The sequence below is a fragment of the Sorangium sp. So ce726 genome (assembly GCF_051521405.1).
Taxonomy (GTDB): domain Bacteria; phylum Myxococcota_A; class Polyangia; order Polyangiales; family Polyangiaceae; genus Sorangium.
On sequence record NZ_CP150349.1, the window covers coordinates 8,557,060 to 8,573,691 of the forward strand.

Here is a 16,632-nt window from a genome sequence, read left to right on the forward strand (position 1 = left end):
CCGTGGGGTGGAGTGCACCTCACGTCTCGACAATCTCTCTTCTGGTGGAGCGGGTGGATGAACGTACGACTCGTTGCAGGGCTTTTTGTGCTCGCGCTCTCGACGACCGCTGGGTGCGGTGGCGATGACGGCGAACGTGGCGAAGGCGGCGCCGGTGGCTCCGGTGGCGCCGCGCCCACGGGCAGCGGCGCCGGTGCGTCGGGCGCGACCGGCACGGGCGGCAGCGGTGGCGCCGAGCCCGCGGGCACGGGCGGCAGCGGCGGCGCCGAGCCCACAGGCACCGGCGGCTCGGGTGGCGCAGGGCCCACAGGCACCGGCGGCTCGGGTGGCTCCGAGCCCACGGGCACCGGCGGCTCGGGTGGCGCAGGGCCCACGGGCACCGGCGGCTCCGGCGGAGGGAGCCCCGCGCCCTATGGTGCGGCGTGCACCTCCGATGCTGCCTGCCCCGAGGACTACTGCATCACCGAGCGCGAATGGGGATGGCCGTCCGGAGCCTGTACGGGCCGATGCGATCCCGCCGTGGGAGACTGTCCCAACGGCGGCTTCTGTGAAGATTTCGGCGAGGGCCTGGGGTTGTGCCTCCTTCGGTGCAGCGGGCCGGACGATTGCCGCGACGGCTACCGGTGCAGCGAGATCAGCGGCGAGCGCACCGCGTGCATCCCTGGGTGCACCGAGAACTCGCAGTGCCAGGCGCTCAGCGTGTGCGACACGCTCGACAGCCTCTGCAAGCTCGGCGAGACGGACTGCTCCGACGGCGAGGACGACGAGGGCGACGAGCGCGTCGACTGCGCAGACAGCGACTGCGCCGCGACGTGCCGCCCGCTCGTCGACGCAGCCTGCGCGGACGCGGCGCCGGTGACGACGACGACGATCGAGGGCGATACGTCGCTGGGCACGCGCGTGTTCGAAGGCACCTGCGGGGGCGTGGGGCCCGAGGAGGTCCACCTGTTCACGCCTCCCGCTGGGCAGTCCGGCACGCTCCGCGTCGTGCTCCAGTCGGGGGCGTCGGATCACGTCCTCTATGCGCGCACGGCGTGCGCGGACGGGTCCACCCAGATCGCCTGCCAGGACAAGGCCGCCCCCTCGGCTGCCGGGCCTGAAATCGCGATCGTCGTGAGCAAGGACCAGGAGGTGCCGATCTTCGTCGACGCCGTCACGTCCGCTGGCGCAGGGCCGTACACGCTGGAGCTCTCGTTCTCTCCGGCCACCTGCGGGGACGGCACCGTCAGCCGGCCCGAGCAGTGCGACGACGGCAACACCGTCAACAGCGACGGCTGCTCCGCCGAGTGCACCTGGGAGCTCGACGACATCTGCGCGGACGCGCCCGTGGCCGTCCTGGGCGAGAACCGGGGCGACACGACGAGCGGGACGATGGTGTTCGACGGCACCTGCACCAGGCCCGGGATGCGGGAGGGGATCCACGCGTTCACGCCGCCGAGCGCTGGCAGGCTCAGGGTGGTGCTGTCCTCCGTGACCGACCAGGGCTTCTACGTGCGGACCGGCTGCACAGGCCGCCAGCTGGCGTGCATCGAGGAGCAGATCAAAGGCCGCGACGAGAGGACCGATATCACTGTCGACGGCGGCGTGCCGCTGTTCATCTTCGTCGAGCCGTACAACTCGCCGGAGGCTGGCCCTTACACGCTCAACCTCTCCTTCACGCCCGCCCGCTGAGCTCCCGCGCCTCGGAGCGCCCTCTCGCCGGGGCGGATGCGGTACGCTGCCCGCGTGCTCGCCGCCCCGCCTCCGCCTCAGCCACCTCGCCCCGCGCGCTGTCTCGCCGCCGCGTTGCTCGCTGTATGCGCGTGCCAGCCGGCTTCAGCGCCGCCGGCCCGCGCCTCCCAGGACGCCGCGGTGCTCCCCGGCGCGGCCGGCGCCGTGACGCCGGCGCCTCACGACGGCGCCCCGCCGCCGCAGCCCGCGCCGCCCCCTCGCGGCGGCAACGGGCAGCCGGCCCTGGTGGCCGCGGGCGACGGCGCGTCGCTCGATAGCCGGTCTCCGGTGAGGCTCCCGCCGCCGCCGTTCGGCGCGACGCTCTTCCGGCGCGCGCCGGCCGGAGGCTCTGCCGCGCCGCGCCTCGTGAAGGTCAGCGAGAAGAAGAACCAGATCACGGACGAGGCGGCGTGGTTCACCACGAACGGCATCTCGCTGCCGATGATCACGCCGGCGCCGAGCGCGGACGCGGGCGGGGCGAGCGACACCTTCCTCTCCTTCGCTCCCGAGCGCTACCGCGATCAAGCGCTCGTCAAGGCGATCGGCCACGGGGACCACGTCGCGCTGTTCTACGGCCCGAACTTCGCCGAGGCGCGCTTCGTCGCGATCCTCGACGCGGCGCACACGATCGTCGCCTTCTTCGACTTCGAGAGCTTCCTCACGCCACCTGAGTTCGATCCCAAGGAAGCCGGCTTCGTGAAGGGCAGCATCGGCTGGGCCGCGGTCGAGGACGGCGTCCTCTACATCTCATCAGGGCACAGGACGTATGCGGCCTCGTCGAAGGGCAAAAACGCCTACCTATCGGCCATCGAGCTCGCCTCAGGACAGCTCCTCTGGCAGAGCGCGCCGCTCGTCTGCAACGCCGAGAACTTCGTCTTGCATGGAGATCACCTCCTCTGCGGATACGGATTCACGGCCGAGCCGGATTTCCTCTATGTCCTCGAGCGCGCCACCGGCAAGGTGGTCTCGAAGCTGCCGCTGAAGAGCGGCCCCGAGTTCCTCGTCGAGAAGGACAGCAAGCTCTTCGTCCGCACCTACGACACGGATTACGTCTTCGAGATCCGCTGAAGCGGCGCCCCGACGCGCCGAAGAGCGAGCTCGTGCCGAGGGCCACGGCGAGCACGAGGGCGAGCTCGGGCGCACGGCGCAGGGCGGAGAGCAGGCGAGCGGAGGAGCGCGGGCGGGCAGCGCGGCGACGTTCGCGGCGCGAGCGCTCGCCCTCGTGCTCGCCGTCCTGTCGCTGCTCCTGCGCCGCACGACGACACAACGACGCGCCGTGCGCACGTGCTCCCGATCGGCACGGCGAGCGGGCCTTCGCGTCGCTCCGGGCTCCGTGAAGGCTCGTCGTGGCCGCCGCCCCTCGCGGCGCCCCCTGATGGCAGAGCTCGTCAGGACCGGGCGGCACCGCTCCCAGACGCGACACGCGTGGAGCGCCGACGAGACGCGATGGAACGACGTGAAGCGCGCCGCACGTCGCAAACTGCCCCAGGCGAGGACGCCCCGTCGCTTCATGCCACACCCCCTTGCCACCCTGGAGATCCACGAGGGACGCAAGAACTGGCTCCCTCCGCGCAGAGCCTGCGCCTCCGCGCGCGCGCCTGGCGCGCTCGACCGTGAAGGAGCGCGCCGCACGGCTGTTGCGCGGTTGGGCGGCCATGGCAGCGAACTTGCTACCTGATCACGCCGAGCACACGCGAGGTGTTCACGGTCGCAGGGCCAATCCCTCGGAGCCTGCGCCTCCGGCGAAGCAGACGCATACCGACGATGCTACAGCGTGATTTGAAGCCGAGCCGCGTGGGCGGGCAGGACATCGGGGGCGGGCCCTCCCCCCTGGATCCCGGCGTGAAGCGCGCGCCGGACATCGAGGAGCCGACGCGTCGACCGCGGGACTTCGCCTCGGCCGATCTCCGGGAGATCCCGGTCTTGCCTGAGGAGGCCCGGCCGCCGCACGATGCTGGCGATCTGCCAGCCCCGGAGCGGCGCGCGTTCCGAGCGATCGCGCAGGGAGCCGCGAGGCCGGGGCGGCGCCCGGCGCCTGGACCGGAACTCCCACACATCTGCTGGAATCGGCTGATACGGATCAGCGACCCACAGCGACTGCAGTGAGGCGTCCCAGCGACGCAGGATGAAAGGAGAGAGCATGCAAGTGGAGCTCACCTTCCGACACATCGGCAAAAGCCCCTCGCTCGAGGAGCTGATCCGGGAGCAAGCGAACAAGATCGAGCGCTTCAACGACCACATCAACAGCTGCGCGGTGGTGGTCGAGCGCGACCACGCGAGCATGGGCACGGGCGGAGAGTACCGCGTACGCATCGACCTCCACGTGGCCGGCAAGCACGAGATCGTGAGCGAGGAGCGGGCCGCCAGGAACCTGCTGCCGGCGGCGGTGCGCGACGTGTTCCAGCGCGCCGGTCGCCAGCTCAAGAAGCTCGCGGACGAGCAGCGGAGCGAGGTGAAGGCACACCCGGCGCAGGACACGGCCGGCGTCATCGCGAAGCTGTTCAACGACTACGGGTTCATCACGACGATCGATGGTCGGGAGATCTATTTTCACGAGCGAAGCATCGTATCGGCGCCGTTCTCCGATCTGAGGGTCGGCATGGGCGTCGCCTACACCGAGGAGGACGGCAACGAGGGGCCTCAGGCGAGCAGCGTGCGCGTCGTGGACGCGCGCGGCGGCAACCGTGGCCGCGAGGAGATACCTACGCTCAGCTAGCCCGAATGCGCAGGGCGCGCGGGGTTCGGGCGCGGTGCGCGAGCCCCGCCTCCCCGCTGTCCGCCGAGGCCGCGGCTATATCGTCGTATCGCGTCGCCACCGCCACCGCCACCGGGGCGCCGGCCGAGGCCTCGAGTCCACCGGGGGCTCGGCCGGCGGCGTCGCGATCTCCTCTCTCTCTTCCTTCGGAGGGGCCATGTCCCCATCCGCGGGAGGCTCTGGCTGCGGCCGCGCCCTGGGCTGCCGCAGGGCGCACTCCTCGTTCTGCCTCTCCAGCGCGTCGATCTGCGCGGAGGCCTCGTCGAGCCTGCGCTCGAGCAAGCCTGCGCGCGTGGACTCGCGCCTCAGCTCCGACAGGGCCGCCCTGAGCTCGTGCTCTCTCGAGCGGAGGGCGGCCCTCACGCTCTCGCGCTCGTCCTCGGCCTGTCCGAGCCGCGCCGACAGGCGCTCGCGGTCGCCCTCGAGCCCGGCGATCTCGCGCTCCATGGCGCTCCTCGACTGCTCGTAGCGCTCGTCGGCCTCCGCCTTCGCGGCGGCCGCGGCCTGCGCCGCGCGCCTCGCGCGGAGCTCGGCGCTCTCGGCCAGGCGCTTCGCCTCGGTCATCGACTCCCTGGCGGAGTTGGCGCTCTTCGCGTCGTCGCTCGCCTTCATCGCGAGCGCGAGCGCCTCTTCGGTGGCGCGCTGCGCCTCGGTCATCTTCGCGAGGGCCTCCTGCGCGGAGGCGTTCGCGGCCGCCTCGAGGCGGCTGTGCTCCCGCGCGGCGCGCTCGGCCGCCTCGGCAGTCGCCCGCGCCCGCGTCGCGTGCACCCAGAACACCGTGGTCGTCGCGACCATGCCCATCAGGAAGACCACGCCGAGCGCAAGGAGCACCCTCGTGAGGCGCTCGCGGCGCGCCTCCGCGCCGAGGGCCGCGTCGAGGAAGCTGCGCTCCAGGCCCGAGAGGTCGTCGATGTCCCGGGCCCACGCGGACAGCTCGTGCAGCGCCTTGCCGCGCGGCAGGAGCTTTGGCGCCCTGCCGCTCGCGACCCACTTCGAGAGCGCCTCGTCGAGCTCCTTCTTCGCCCGGCCGAGCCGGTGCAGCGCCGTCGCCACCTCCGCCATGCGCGGCCGCGCTTCGGGGTCGAACGACAGCACCCTGTGGACGAGGGCGACGAGATCGGGCGGCGTGGCGTCGCTCATCGGGGGCGGCCACGCGCCGCGCGGCGCGTCGGGCGTCTGCCCCTCGAGCAGCTCGTAGAGGATGACGCCGAGGGAGTAGACGTCCGCCTTGACGTCGACGCTCCCGGAGTGGCGCTCCTGCTCCGGCGCCATGTAGCTCCTCGTCCCGAGGCCCCATACGCCTTCCTGCGTGAACGGCATCGTGGGCTGTCCCGCGCCCCCGCCGCTCGACGCGGGCCCGGCAGGCTCGATGGACACGCGCCCCGCTGCAGAGGAGACCACCCCGGGCGGGATCTCGACCGGCGCGGGGAGGATCTGGATCGCTGGCCTCTCGAGGCTCACGCGAGGAAGGCTCCGGAGCGCGTCGTCCTCGCGCGCGTCGCTCTCTGCCGTCGAGCTCCCTTCGCTCTCCGCCGTCGAGCGCGCGTCGCTCGCGGGACCGCTCGTGATCCCCGCCCAGCCGACGGCGCTCTGGGGGTCGGGCGCCATCCCCACCGTCGGCGCCGTCGGCGCCGAGAGCTCGGTGCGGAGCGTGGGCACGGACGCAGGCGCAAGGGGGCCGCTCGCGTCCAGCTCCAGCACCTCGGGGAGGCCGCCCCAGAGGACCTTCGCGATGCCGAAATCGAGGATCTTGACGCGGCTGCCCCCGGGGGCGAGCTCGTCGTCGATCACCATGATGTTCTCCGGCTTCAGATCGCGGTGGACGACCTTGGACGCGTGGGCCGCGGCCATGGCCGACGCGATCTGGTAGCCGAACCGCACGACCTGCCGCGGCCGATCCGCGGCCGGCACGGCCTGCACCCAGTCGCGCAGCCCCCGCCCGTCCAGGTACTCCATCACGATGTAGGGCGAGCCATCCTCGAGCTCACCGGAGTCGAAGACACGGACGATGCCGGGGTGGTTGATGATGTTGACGGCGATCGCCTCCTGCCGGAAGCGAGCCACGACGTCCGGCCGTCGGGCGTAGTCGCCGAGCAGCACCTTGATCGCCGCTCGCGCCCGCGTCTTCGGGTGCCGCGCCCGGAAGACGCGCCCCATCCCGCCGCGGCCGAGCTCCCCCTCGATGAGCCAGCCCCGCAGGATCGCGGGGAACGGCGCGGGCTCGTCCTCCGCGCGGCCTTCGGCCTGACGCGTCTCCATGCCCCGCCATCCTGCACCTGCGCGGCCGCCGGTGGAAGCCCCGACGCGCGCCGGCGCGCCCGACCCGCCGTCTGCACGACGGGCCGTGGACGCGCCGGCGCGAGGGGCTCAGCTCACCCCGAGCTCGCGCAGTAGCCTGCCCACACCTCCGGGATGCGCCGCTCGCTCAGGCCCATGACGGGCGCAGGCGGCAGCCACTTCGGCTTCACCGGAGCGCGGAGCAGCTTCATGCCGGCCTGCTCCGGCGTACGCCCCCGCTTCGCCGAGTTGCACGCGTAGCAGGAAGCGACGATGTTGTCCCAGACGGTCTTGCCACCCTGCACACGCGGGATGACGTGATCGTAGTTGAGCTCACGGGCCACCTTCTTCACGCCGCAGTACTGGCAGCGGAAGCCGTCGCGCAGGAGGACGTTGAGCCTCGAGAACTTCACGCCGCGCTTCATCCCCAGCGTCGGCCGCTTCAGCCGCACCACCGCAGGCGCGTTGATGGAGAGCGACGGCGACCGGATGACGTCGTCGTACACCTCGATGACCTCCACCTTGCCCAGGAAGCTCATCGTGACGGCGGTCTGCCAGGGGATGACCTTATGGGGCACCATCCATGGCGTCAAAAGCAGCGTCTGCGCGGTCATGGCCCACCTCTCTATCGTCTCTTTCTCTTCATGACGTCACTCCAGGTTAGACGCAATCGGTGCCCGGGGAGGGAGTCGAACCCCCAGATGGCTGGGTCTAAGCCAGCAGCGTTTGCCGTTTCGCCACCCGGGCAGGGTGTCACCGGTGGGACTCGAACCCACATACCCCGAAGGGCGCAGGATCTCAGCCTGCCACGTATGCCGTTCCGTCACGGTGACGTCTGCGCGACGCGGTCTGAGTGGGAGGATTCGAACCTCCACCCCCCGGCTCCCCGAGCCGGTGCTCTACCAGGTTGAGCCACACCCAGAGGGTCTTCGTCGCGCGTCGCGGCGGAGCTGTCGCCCCTCCGCGGTCTGGGTGGGGGGATTCGAACCCCCAGTCCCCGGCTCCCGAAGCCGGTGCTCTACCAGGTTGAGCCACACCCAGAAATCTATCATCAAGATGAAATTGGCAGGCTCGCCCGCTCGGGCGCGGGCTCCCTAAGGAGCACGCTGGCGAGCGGAGCGGCCCAGTGTCCCCAGCGGGATTCGAACCCGCGCCTCCGGAGCGAAAATCCGGCCGCCTGAGCCTCTAGCGAGATGGGGACAGGGACACATGATGAGGAGAGCCGACCTGCGGCCCCGGCGCCGCGATGTCGCGGGCGCAGAGCTCCGCGAGGCGCGGCCCCTGACTGGAGCGGTGGAGGAGAATCGAACTCCCGTCGCGAGCCTGGCACGCTCGCACTCTACCGTTGAGCTACCACCGCGGGTTCATCGGGAAAAAGAGGCGGGCCGCCGGGCGCCGCGCGCCCGCACATCGTGTGCGGTCGCCGGACGGCGGCCCGCCTCGGCAACGAGACGAACGAACGGACAAGGAATGCCGTGGGAAGGCCAAGGGTAAAATGGTAACCCACAAGCTTCGGCCCGTCCGGTGGAGCGACGAGGGGTCGAACCTCGATCCCTGCCGTGCGAAGGCAGTGTTCTCCCGGTTGAACTATCACCCCGAGCCAGCGGTTCTGGCGTCAGATCTTCATCATCGAACATCCATCTCCTTCTCTCCCCACCTCCTTTACCTCCTTGCCCATTGGACGATCACCCATCGATCTTATTGGAACCATTTCGGCTTTTTTTTCCGGCGGGGCGTGAAGGAATCGAACCTTCTCGCAGGAGTTTTGGAGGCTCCGCCGTCTCCATGACGCACACCCCAAGGCGCCCCCGAGGAGGATCGAACTCCCCTCACCTGATCGACAATCAGGCTGCCTCACCAGATGCATACGAGGGCAAACCAGCGCCGCCGACGGGATTCGAACCCGCGTCATCCAGATTAACGGTAACCGTCCTCCTTCGGCCCGGATCGGGCAAACGGGTGGAGAGCGGAATGTCAGGTGCTCTACCAGGCTGAGCTACGGCGGCAAGGTCGGGATCCGAGAACCGTCGTCCTTCGGCCCGGATCGGGCGAGAGAGCGGGCGACGGAGAGGGGATCCCGGCGCCCCCGGCGGGACTCGAACCCGCATCGACCGGCTTCGTAGGCCGGCCCCTATCCATTCGGGCTCGGGGGCTGTTGCTGAGAGCGGGACGCTGGAGTCGAACCACGAGAACTGTCCCTCTGAGGCCCGGTAGAGCCCGGGCAAAGGGTGAAGGACAGGCGCCATCCATCCTGGCGGCGTCCCGCAAAAGGAGGGCGCTTGTGACGCGCCCTCGTCGGACGGACGGGCCGGCGGAGCCCGTCCGTCACGCTGCCTGTCACGAGACACCCCTGGCGAAATCCGCCATCACCTGGGGGGCCGCCCCGTCGAACCCCACGACATCGAGCATGCCGGGGTCCGTGGGATCGGCGATCGAGAAGCCGGTCGACGTCATGCCGACGACGATCAGCCGGGCCGGTCGGCCCATCGCCTGCCGGTATTCCCTGAGCGCCTGGAACGGGTGAACGCCGCCCGCCCAGGTCTCGTTGTCCGTGTAGATGACGAACGAGTCGACCTCTACCCGGTTCCGCTTCGCCCAGACCATCGGCAACGCGCAGTCGGTGCCGCCGAAGGGCAGGCCATTCACCGCGCGCAGCACGTCGTCGAGGCGCTGCTCCGGCGATATCGACAGCGGCATGAGGCCGGAGACGCCCCCGCCCCACTTGCCGCCGTACCCGCCCGACGCCGCCGAGAAGCCGACCACGCCGTACTCGCGCTCGATCCTCGCCGTCGCCATGGCCATGGCTGCGCTCGCCACGCGCGGCGTCAAGCCAGGGACGCCGGCGATGGAGCCGCTGGTCATGGATCCGGAGATGTCGAGCGCCAGGAGGTGCTTCTTCCCCGTCGGCTCGACCGCCCGGAACGCGAGGTAGAACGCCTCGTTCAGCGCGTCGACGACCTCGCGGACCGGGGTCCACGAGAGCGCGTTGGCGCGCCGGCGAGCGCGCTCGCCGTGGCCCTGCTCATAGACCTTGAGGGCCGAGAGCACGGCGATGGGGTGGACCCGGGCCGCGCGCAGGCGCCCGGCGTCGGTGAGCTGCTGCGCCACCCTGCGGGACGCGTCGCTCATCGGCGAGAGCAGGCCTATCGCGGTCATCTTCCCCAGGTTCCGGAGGAGCGCTGTCTGAGGCATGTGCTCGAGCAGCGCCTCCCAGACCGCGGGGTCGTTCTTCCACTCGGTCAGGAGCATCTCGTGCGTGAAGCGATGCTGCCTGATCAGCGCGGTGACCTGCTTGCGGTTCGTCGCCGCGCGGAGCGACTCGAACGCGCGCACCGCGTCCGGCAGATCGGTCAGGGGCAGCGCCTTGCCGCGCGCCGACTCCTTGCCGAGCGCCTCGATGCCGCCGACGATCCAGCGGTAAAGGGCGTCGTGCTGCGGGGTCGGCGCGACCGGGTGGGCGAGCCGCAGGAGATCGCGGTGGCTGAAGCCGTCGCGCTGCTGGTACTTCATCGCCTGGTACGCGACCCTGTCGACGGGCTTGTCGTTGTACCAGGCGGCGACGGCGGACCGGAGGCCGCGCCCCCACTTGCGGAACCCCTGCACATCGCGGGCGAAGTGGAAGAGATCCGTCCCCGTGCGGCACACCTCGGGCAAGGCCGCGAGGGCGGCCTGCCGGGTCTCGATCTTCGCGTCGGCGGCGGCCATCGCGAGCGCGAAGATCGCGGGCGCGTTCTTCGGCGCTCGCCCCGAGCCGCTGATGTCGACGATGCGCTGCACGGCGCGGGGCCCGTCCGCGGCGAGGCACGCCTCGACGGCGCGGGCGTTCTCCACCGTGAGCTTCCGCTCGGTCGCGTAGTAGGTACCCCCCTCGGCGCCGAGGATCAGCCAGCGGTCGAGCCTCGCCCACTCGTCGAGGGCGAAGGCGAAGCCGCCGGCGCTGTTCTTCACCTGATCGGCGCGGGCCTTCTGCCGCTGCGGGGTGACCAGCGCGGCGAAGTGCTTCAGATAATTGGCCATCACACCACCTCCGGCCCGGGCCCCCGGGCAATAGAGGACGGATAAAAGAGCGTGCTCGGGTTGATCTCCCAAAGATAACCGAGCATGTTCGACCCGTCCTGGGTGGGCGTACGGGGATCGAACCCGCCTCCGCAGGGTCACAACCTGCCCTCTTCACCAGAAGAGAAACACCCACACAAACCATCGTCGGGATGGCCGGAATCGAACCGGCGGATCTCCTCACCCCAGATGAGGCGCCTTTCCACTAGGCTACATCCCGCAGCGCCTGCTCGAACGAGGCGCCGACGCGCCCCCGGCCGGCGGCGAGCCGGCGCCTCGTGTGAACGAGGCGGGCCTGCCTCCCGCGATGGGGGCGCGGCTCCGGCGGGAGGAATCGAACCTCCAACCACCCGCTTAACAGGCGGGCGCTCTACCATTGAGCTACACCGGAACATGGAGGCGCAGCGCGCCTCCATCTACATCATCCTGAATTGTCACAGATCAGGTGTCCTCGCTGGCGAGGACAGGTGGACACGGGAGGAATCGAACCTCCAACCGTCCGCTTAAGAGGCGGCTGCTCTATCCACTTGAGCTACGGGTCCGCGCGGAGGGCACACCTCCGCATGGCCTGCTGTGTCAGCAAGCCAATGCACGTCGACCATTCCGCGAAAGCATTACCTGGCGCCTTGAACGCGCGCCGCGGCGCTCATCCTCGAATCGAATGCTCCCAGCGCATTCTCTGCTGCGCCTCCTTTCTCCGGGCGCAACTCCCCCACCGCAGCGCGCGACGACGTCGCGCGCTGCGCGCAAGACAACTCATCTCCTCGACTCGCCGGCAGCCGTCAATCCACAGCAGGCCGACAGCCCACAGCAGATCTCCAGCCCACCGGCAGACCGACAGTCCACGGCAGATCTCCAGCCCACGAGCGGGCCGATATCCGCAACGAACCGACAGCCCACAAGCCCCCAGAACGCCGAAGGCCGCCTGGGTTTCCCGAGGCGGCCTTCGCGAACGTCGTCGATCGACGCGTGCTTAGCTGCCTCTAGGCGCTATTCTCCGGGTTACCGAGCTTCCGCGACGGACGGAGGCTGCAAGGGTAGCCTGGATTATGCGCCAAATGTTCACCACCCAGCAGGCGATCCCATGCCACGGCCGCATCGGGCGTTCCCGACTTGGACAGGATGGTGACGAGCTGCAGGTTGTCGCGGCGGCTGAACATGGCGAATCCTCGTGTTCCGATTAAGTACTCCCCTTGGACGGGCTGCGCAACAGAAAAGTTCCTCGAGTCGATTCTTTTTTCGCCGCCTTCAACGCCTTCAACACTGGCGCTCCCCGGTCCGGGCGCGGTCTGTGTAATCGTCGGCGCTCGGCGCTCGGCGCTCGGCGCAATCGAGCAATCACGCCATCTTCCCTTTGCCGGCGCCCGCCCTGGGCCTGGATATGCCACGGGCGTCAGGCGCGACCCGCGACGGCGCTCAGACACCCTGAGCCGGGAGCGACAGCGGCAGGCGACCGCGCGCAGCGCACCTCGTGGCCTATTTCGTGCTGACGTCGACGCTGACGTTGACGCTGAGCCGGAGCCGCTCGTCGCAGCCGCCGCCAGAGACGACCAGCTGACCGCCCTGCACTTTCACGTCGGCCTCGCTCCCAGCCGGCCAGCGCAGCGCCACCATCGCCCGGCCGGTGCGCGCGTCATAGAACGTCCGCTCCCGGTAGCTCACGCCGTCCCGGCAGCGCATCTCGCCGTCGACCTCTCCGTCGAAGACCGCGCCCACGCCGTCGAAGGTGCTCTCGACCACGAGCAGCCCCCCCTCGACCGAGCCGCTCACGCTGCGGATCCCATGGCAGTGCGCGGGCCAGCCCCCCGAATGGCCGCCGTTCACGACGAGGAACCCGTCCGGCTTGCGGGGGAAGACCACATGGTTGGTGTGGTGCACGTACATCATGTAGTCGCGAGGGAAGACCCACGGCGGATCGCCGGCGCACGGGCTGTCCGACCACCTCGAGGCGGGCCTGCACAGGCGCTCTCGCGCCGCGGCCTCGCTCGTCGCCTCGCCGGGCATCTCCTCGGCAGTGCCGATCCGCGCGAGGAGATCGCTCCACTCCTTCACGAGCTCGGCGCCCTCGAGGTCGGCCTTGCGGACCTCCACGGTGCACGTCGATCTGCCGGCGAGCTTGCCGCGCGTCGCCGCCGAGGGCTTGAGCAGGTGCGCGTTGGCGTAAGCCACCCGGGCCGCCTCGGCGTCACCCGCCCTGTCGCGCAGGAGCCCGAGGTTGAACCAGATCTGAGAGCGGAGCTCGGGATCGCCCGCCCCCGCGAGCGCCGCGTTGAAATCGCCATCCGCCGCGTCGCTGTCGCCCGCGGTCAGGTGCGCGAAGCCTCGCTCCGCGAGCGCCCGCGCGTCGCTCGGGTCCGCGGCGATCGCCTCGGTGAACGCCTGGATGGCCGCCTTGAAATCCTGCTTCTTGGTCGCGAGCCGGCCTCTCGCCAACGCAGCCTTGTACGTGGCGAGAGCCTGCTTCTCCTTCTCGGTGAGCGGGCGCGCGCTCGGCGCGGGCAGGGTCGGCGACGCCGGCGATGCGGACGGCGCCGGCGGCGCAGCGCTGCTCGCCGACGCGACGGCGGCAGGTGAGCTCGCCGCGACGGGCGGCGCGCTCTCGGCGGTCGCCCGCGGCGGCTGGTCACGGCAGCCCGCGGCGACGCACGCCGCGATGAAGCCGAGCGCAAGGCGCCCCTCGACGTCGAGCGCACGGCGATGGCCGGTGATTTCCGTGGTCATGGTGCGCATCCTCGCCCGTCCGGGTCGAGCCTGCCACTGCAGATCGATGCCGGCAGGCCGCGCCGCTCGCAGCGCCGGAGCGCGACAGCGCGCTACCGGGCCCCGACGCGCTCCGCGGCCGCCTCGGCGGAGCGCACGGCGGCGTCGATCCCGGAGCCGTGGAACGCCGAGCCAGCAAGGAGGACGCCGCTGCCGGCGAGCGCCTGCTCGACCTCCCGGATCCGCGCCGCGTGAGCGGGGGTGGAGACCGGGAGCGCGCTCGACCAGCGCGAGACCCACGCGCGCTCCGAAGGCCCGTGCACGCGCAGCACGCGCGCGAGCGAGGCCTCGGCGCGCGCCGTCCAGGCGTCGTCGCCCATCCGCTCGAGGTCCGCCGGATCGGGGCGGAAGAAGAGGCGAAGCGTGACGTGGCCGGCGGGGGCGCGCTCGGCGAACTTCGAGGTCGTGAACGTGCACGCACGGAAGCCGTGCGCCTGATGCCCCGCGGCGACGACGAAGCCGGTGCCGTCGAGCGGGTGCTCGATCGCGGCGCGCGGGTACGCCAGCGAGACGGTCACGCTGGAGAGCGTCTCGGCGTCGCGGAGCGCCCGCCCCGCCTCGCCGAGCAGCGCGGCCGCGCCGGCGGCGTGGGTGGCGAGCACGACCGCGTCGGCGTCGATCTCGGTCCCTCCGGCGAGCGCGAGGCGGAAGCCGCCGGCCACCGGCGCGAGCGAGGCGACCGCTGCGGAGGTGCGCACGTCGACGTGCCCGGCGATCGCGAGCGCCAGCGTCTCGGTCAGCTGCGCCATCCCGAGGCGGAAGGTTCGGATCCCCTTGCCGAGCTCGTCGCGCGGCACCTGGAAGCCGAGGAACTCCGCCGCCTCCCCCGGCGCGAGCTCCCGCAGCGCGACGCCGTCGAAGCCGAACGACCGGTGCGTCTCCTGACCGACGAGATCGTCGGCGATACCGAGCGCGCTCGCCAGCCCAGGGACGGCCTCGCTCCGCGCGATGAACCCCTCGGCGCCGAGCTCGACGACGAAGCCAGAGGCCCGCTCCGTCCAGAGCTGCCCGCCGACCCGCGGAGCCGCCTCGACGAGCGTCACCTGATCGCCCGCCATAGCTCGGCGGAACGCAACGATACACCCGGCCAGACCGCCTCCAATGACGGCAATGCGTCGCATCGCGCCTCTATACCACGGGGCGATAACAATGTGAGAAACACTGCATCCGGCGAGCAGGATCCGCCCGGGCTCGCCCGCCGGGGATACACTGTGAGAAACACTCCATTCACCGAACGGGAACCACCCGAGTTCGCCCGCTTGCGCGTTCAACAAGGCTCGCCGGCGCGCGCGCATCGGTCTAGGATGCCTCCATGGTGAGGATCTCAAAGTATTTCGACGTCAAGAAAGACGCCTATGGCCGCGAGTACATGGAGGTGTACTTCGATGGAATCGCCCTCCTCAGGCTCGTCATGACCAACAAGGGGACGGCCTTCACGCCGGAAGAGCGCGTGAACCTCGGGCTCGACGGGCTGCTCCCGCCGCAGGTCAACACCATGGATCAGCAGCTCGCCCGCGTCTACGGCGGGTTTCGCCGCGAGCCGACGCCGATCGCCAAGTATCAATATCTGCGGGCGCTCCAGGAGCGCAACGAGATCCTCTACTATGCGCTGCTCAATCGTCACCTCGGAGAGATGCTGCCTATCGTCTACACGCCGACGGTGGGCGAGGCCGTGCAGCAGTTCAACTTCCTCTATCAGAGCGCGCGCGGCGTCTCGTTCTCTCCCGTGAACATCGATCGCGCCCATCGCGTGCTCGCGAGCTTCCCGTGGGAGGACGTGCGCATGATCGTGGCGACCGACTCCTCCGCGATCCTCGGCATCGGCGACCAGGGTTACGGCGGGCTCGCCATCCCGATCGGCAAGCTCGCGCTCTACACCGCGGGCGGCGGCGTGAGCCCGTTCCACACGATGCCCGTGGTCCTCGACGTGGGGACCGACCGGGCCGATCTCATCGAGGACCCGTTCTACCTCGGTGTTCGCCAGCGCCGCCTGCGCGGCGACGCCTACTTCGACTTCTTCGACAAGTTCGTCGACGCCGTGAAGAGCAGCTGCCCCCGCGCCGTCATCCAGTGGGAGGACCTCTCCAAGGAGGCCGCCTTCTCCGTGCTGGATCGGTACCGGAAGGTGATCCCCTCCTTCAACGACGATATCCAGGGGACAGGGGCAGTCACCCTCGCGGGCGTGGTCGCCGCGTGCAGGCTGCGCGGCGAGCGGCTCAGGGATCAATCGGTGGTCATCCACGGCGCGGGCGCGGGCGGCGTCGGCGTCGCCTGGGCCATTTGCCAGGGGATGCTCCGCGAGGGGCTCACCGAGGACGAGGCGCTCGCCCGCATCTTCGTCCTCGACTCCAAGGGTCTCCTCGCGAAGGACCGCCCGATGGAGGAGTACAAGCGCAAGTTCGCGCAGGATCCGGGGAAGATCGCCGCGTGGAAGAAGGCCGGGGCCGTGCCGACGCTGCTCGAGACCCTCGAGAACGCGCGCGCGACCGTGCTCCTCGGGCTGTCCGGGCAGCCGCGCTCATTCAGCGAGCCCGTGATCAAGGCCATGGCCGCCAACACCCCGCGGCCGGTCATCTTCGCCCTCTCCAACCCGACGAGCGCCTGCGAGGCGCTCCCCGAGGAGATCCTCGCCCTGACCGAGGGCCGCGCGCTCGTCGCGACCGGCAGCCCGTTCCCGCCCGTGGAGCTCGACGGCAAGACATTCCCGATCGGCCAGGGCAACAACGCCTTCATCTTTCCGGGGCTCGGGTTCGGCTCCATCCTGTCCGACGCGCGCGAGATCACGGACGGCATGGTGCTCGCGGCGGCGTATGCGCTCGTCGACTACACGGCGGAGAAGCACCTCCACAAGGGGCTCATCTACCCGCCCGTGGAGGAGCTCCAGGAGGTCTCCACGCGCGTCGCCATCGCGGTCATCCGCGCGGCGTTCGAGGACGGCGTCGCGAGGAGCAAGAAGGTCGACCCCGGGAACGTCGAGGCCTATGTGAAGGCGCGGTTCTGGCAGCCGAAGTACCTGCCGTTCGTCCGCGGCTAGCGCCTGGGGCGTAGGGCGCCCGCGGCGCGCGCCGCGGGCG

At 70.6% G+C, this 16,632-nt stretch carries 10 protein-coding genes and 15 tRNA genes; 4 read left to right on the forward strand and 21 right to left on the reverse strand.

The features are described 5' to 3' along the window. Window positions 1-57 precede the first annotated feature (57 nt). The 3 genes from WME79_RS31505 to WME79_RS31515 all read left to right on the forward strand — a co-directional run bounded on the left by WME79_RS31505 (window position 58) and on the right by WME79_RS31515 (window position 4,426). Window positions 58-1,671: a DUF4215 domain-containing protein gene (locus WME79_RS31505; protein WP_437522360.1), complete on the forward strand. Its 1,614-nt coding sequence runs from the start codon at window positions 58-60 to the stop codon at window positions 1,669-1,671. Between the two features lie 180 nt (window positions 1,672-1,851). Continuing rightward, a complete protein-coding gene (locus tag WME79_RS31510) occupies window positions 1,852-2,778 on the forward strand; it encodes a hypothetical protein (protein ID WP_437522361.1) in 927 nt (308 codons plus the stop codon). A gap of 1,072 nt (window positions 2,779-3,850) precedes the next feature. Next, a complete protein-coding gene (locus WME79_RS31515; protein ID WP_437522363.1) occupies window positions 3,851-4,426 on the forward strand; it encodes an HPF/RaiA family ribosome-associated protein in 576 nt (191 codons plus the stop codon). 75 nt (window positions 4,427-4,501) lie between these two features. Here the strand turns inward: WME79_RS31515 and WME79_RS31520 are convergent, their stop codons facing one another. From WME79_RS31520 to WME79_RS31620, 21 genes are all read right to left on the reverse strand, one after another. Then, the gene (locus tag WME79_RS31520; RefSeq protein WP_437522365.1) at window positions 4,502-6,724 is read right to left on the reverse strand and encodes a protein kinase domain-containing protein; all 2,223 of its coding nucleotides are present in this window, start codon (window positions 6,722-6,724) and stop codon (window positions 4,502-4,504) included. Window positions 6,725-6,837: 113 nt separating this feature from the next. Next, complete coding sequence (locus WME79_RS31525; protein ID WP_437522367.1) at window positions 6,838-7,323, reverse strand: HNH endonuclease; 486 nt, start codon at window positions 7,321-7,323, stop codon at window positions 6,838-6,840. A gap of 93 nt (window positions 7,324-7,416) precedes the next feature. Next, window positions 7,417-7,489, reverse strand: a tRNA-Leu gene (locus WME79_RS31530). A gap of 4 nt (window positions 7,490-7,493) precedes the next feature. Then, window positions 7,494-7,575: transfer RNA gene (locus WME79_RS31535), tRNA-Leu, on the reverse strand. A 15-nt stretch (window positions 7,576-7,590) separates the two neighbouring features. Beyond that, window positions 7,591-7,664 (reverse strand) — tRNA-Pro (locus WME79_RS31540). Between the two features lie 45 nt (window positions 7,665-7,709). Further along, a tRNA-Pro gene (locus tag WME79_RS31545) sits at window positions 7,710-7,783 on the reverse strand. Between the two features lie 86 nt (window positions 7,784-7,869). After that, window positions 7,870-7,943: transfer RNA gene (locus WME79_RS31550), tRNA-Glu, on the reverse strand. Between the two features lie 85 nt (window positions 7,944-8,028). Next, window positions 8,029-8,102, reverse strand: a tRNA-Gly gene (locus WME79_RS31555). A 165-nt stretch (window positions 8,103-8,267) separates the two neighbouring features. Further along, window positions 8,268-8,339 (reverse strand) — tRNA-Ala (locus WME79_RS31560). Between the two features lie 132 nt (window positions 8,340-8,471). Beyond that, a tRNA-Trp gene (locus tag WME79_RS31565) sits at window positions 8,472-8,541 on the reverse strand. 4 nt (window positions 8,542-8,545) lie between these two features. Beyond that, window positions 8,546-8,617, reverse strand: a tRNA-Asp gene (locus WME79_RS31570). Between the two features lie 7 nt (window positions 8,618-8,624). Continuing rightward, window positions 8,625-8,748, reverse strand: a tRNA-OTHER gene (locus tag WME79_RS31575). A gap of 75 nt (window positions 8,749-8,823) precedes the next feature. After that, window positions 8,824-8,895, reverse strand: a tRNA-Arg gene (locus WME79_RS31580). Window positions 8,896-9,079: 184 nt separating this feature from the next. Then, window positions 9,080-10,759 (reverse strand): TROVE domain-containing protein, encoded by a 1,680-nt coding sequence (locus tag WME79_RS31585; protein WP_437522369.1) that lies wholly within the window; start codon window positions 10,757-10,759, stop codon window positions 9,080-9,082. Between the two features lie 99 nt (window positions 10,760-10,858). Next, a tRNA-His gene (locus tag WME79_RS31590) sits at window positions 10,859-10,933 on the reverse strand. Between the two features lie 12 nt (window positions 10,934-10,945). Next, window positions 10,946-11,018, reverse strand: a tRNA-Pro gene (locus WME79_RS31595). A 99-nt stretch (window positions 11,019-11,117) separates the two neighbouring features. Beyond that, window positions 11,118-11,189 (reverse strand) — tRNA-Asn (locus WME79_RS31600). A gap of 77 nt (window positions 11,190-11,266) precedes the next feature. After that, window positions 11,267-11,340: transfer RNA gene (locus tag WME79_RS31605), tRNA-Lys, on the reverse strand. Window positions 11,341-11,781: 441 nt separating this feature from the next. Further along, a complete protein-coding gene (locus WME79_RS31610; protein ID WP_437522371.1) occupies window positions 11,782-11,958 on the reverse strand; it encodes a hypothetical protein in 177 nt (58 codons plus the stop codon). Between the two features lie 316 nt (window positions 11,959-12,274). After that, window positions 12,275-13,519 carry a tetratricopeptide repeat protein gene (locus tag WME79_RS31615; RefSeq protein WP_437522373.1) on the reverse strand — a complete coding sequence of 415 codons (1,245 nt, stop codon included), beginning with the start codon at window positions 13,517-13,519 and terminating at the stop codon, window positions 12,275-12,277. Between the two features lie 92 nt (window positions 13,520-13,611). Next, window positions 13,612-14,679 carry a protoporphyrinogen/coproporphyrinogen oxidase gene (locus WME79_RS31620; protein WP_437522375.1) on the reverse strand — a complete coding sequence of 356 codons (1,068 nt, stop codon included), beginning with the start codon at window positions 14,677-14,679 and terminating at the stop codon, window positions 13,612-13,614. Window positions 14,680-14,873: 194 nt separating this feature from the next. Here WME79_RS31620 and WME79_RS31625 point away from each other — a divergent pair, with 194 nt between their 5' ends. Next, window positions 14,874-16,592 (forward strand): NAD-dependent malic enzyme, encoded by a 1,719-nt coding sequence (locus tag WME79_RS31625; RefSeq protein ID WP_437539985.1) that lies wholly within the window; start codon window positions 14,874-14,876, stop codon window positions 16,590-16,592. Window positions 16,593-16,632: the final 40 nt, after the last annotated feature.

Coding starts and splice junctions, on each gene's coding strand:
- WME79_RS31520 (WP_437522365.1), bottom strand. CDS start 6,724: ATGGAGACGCGTCAGGCCGAAGGCCGCGCGGAGGACGAGCCCGCGCCG.
- WME79_RS31525 (WP_437522367.1), bottom strand. CDS start 7,323: ATGGTGCCCCATAAGGTCATCCCCTGGCAGACCGCCGTCACGATGAGC.
- WME79_RS31615 (WP_437522373.1), bottom strand. CDS start 13,519: ATGACCACGGAAATCACCGGCCATCGCCGTGCGCTCGACGTCGAGGGG.
- WME79_RS31515 (WP_437522363.1), top strand. CDS start 3,851: ATGCAAGTGGAGCTCACCTTCCGACACATCGGCAAAAGCCCCTCGCTC.
- WME79_RS31585 (WP_437522369.1), bottom strand. CDS start 10,759: ATGGCCAATTATCTGAAGCACTTCGCCGCGCTGGTCACCCCGCAGCGG.
- WME79_RS31505 (WP_437522360.1), top strand. CDS start 58: ATGAACGTACGACTCGTTGCAGGGCTTTTTGTGCTCGCGCTCTCGACG.
- WME79_RS31620 (WP_437522375.1), bottom strand. CDS start 14,679: ATGCGACGCATTGCCGTCATTGGAGGCGGTCTGGCCGGGTGTATCGTT.
- WME79_RS31610 (WP_437522371.1), bottom strand. CDS start 11,958: ATGTTCAGCCGCCGCGACAACCTGCAGCTCGTCACCATCCTGTCCAAG.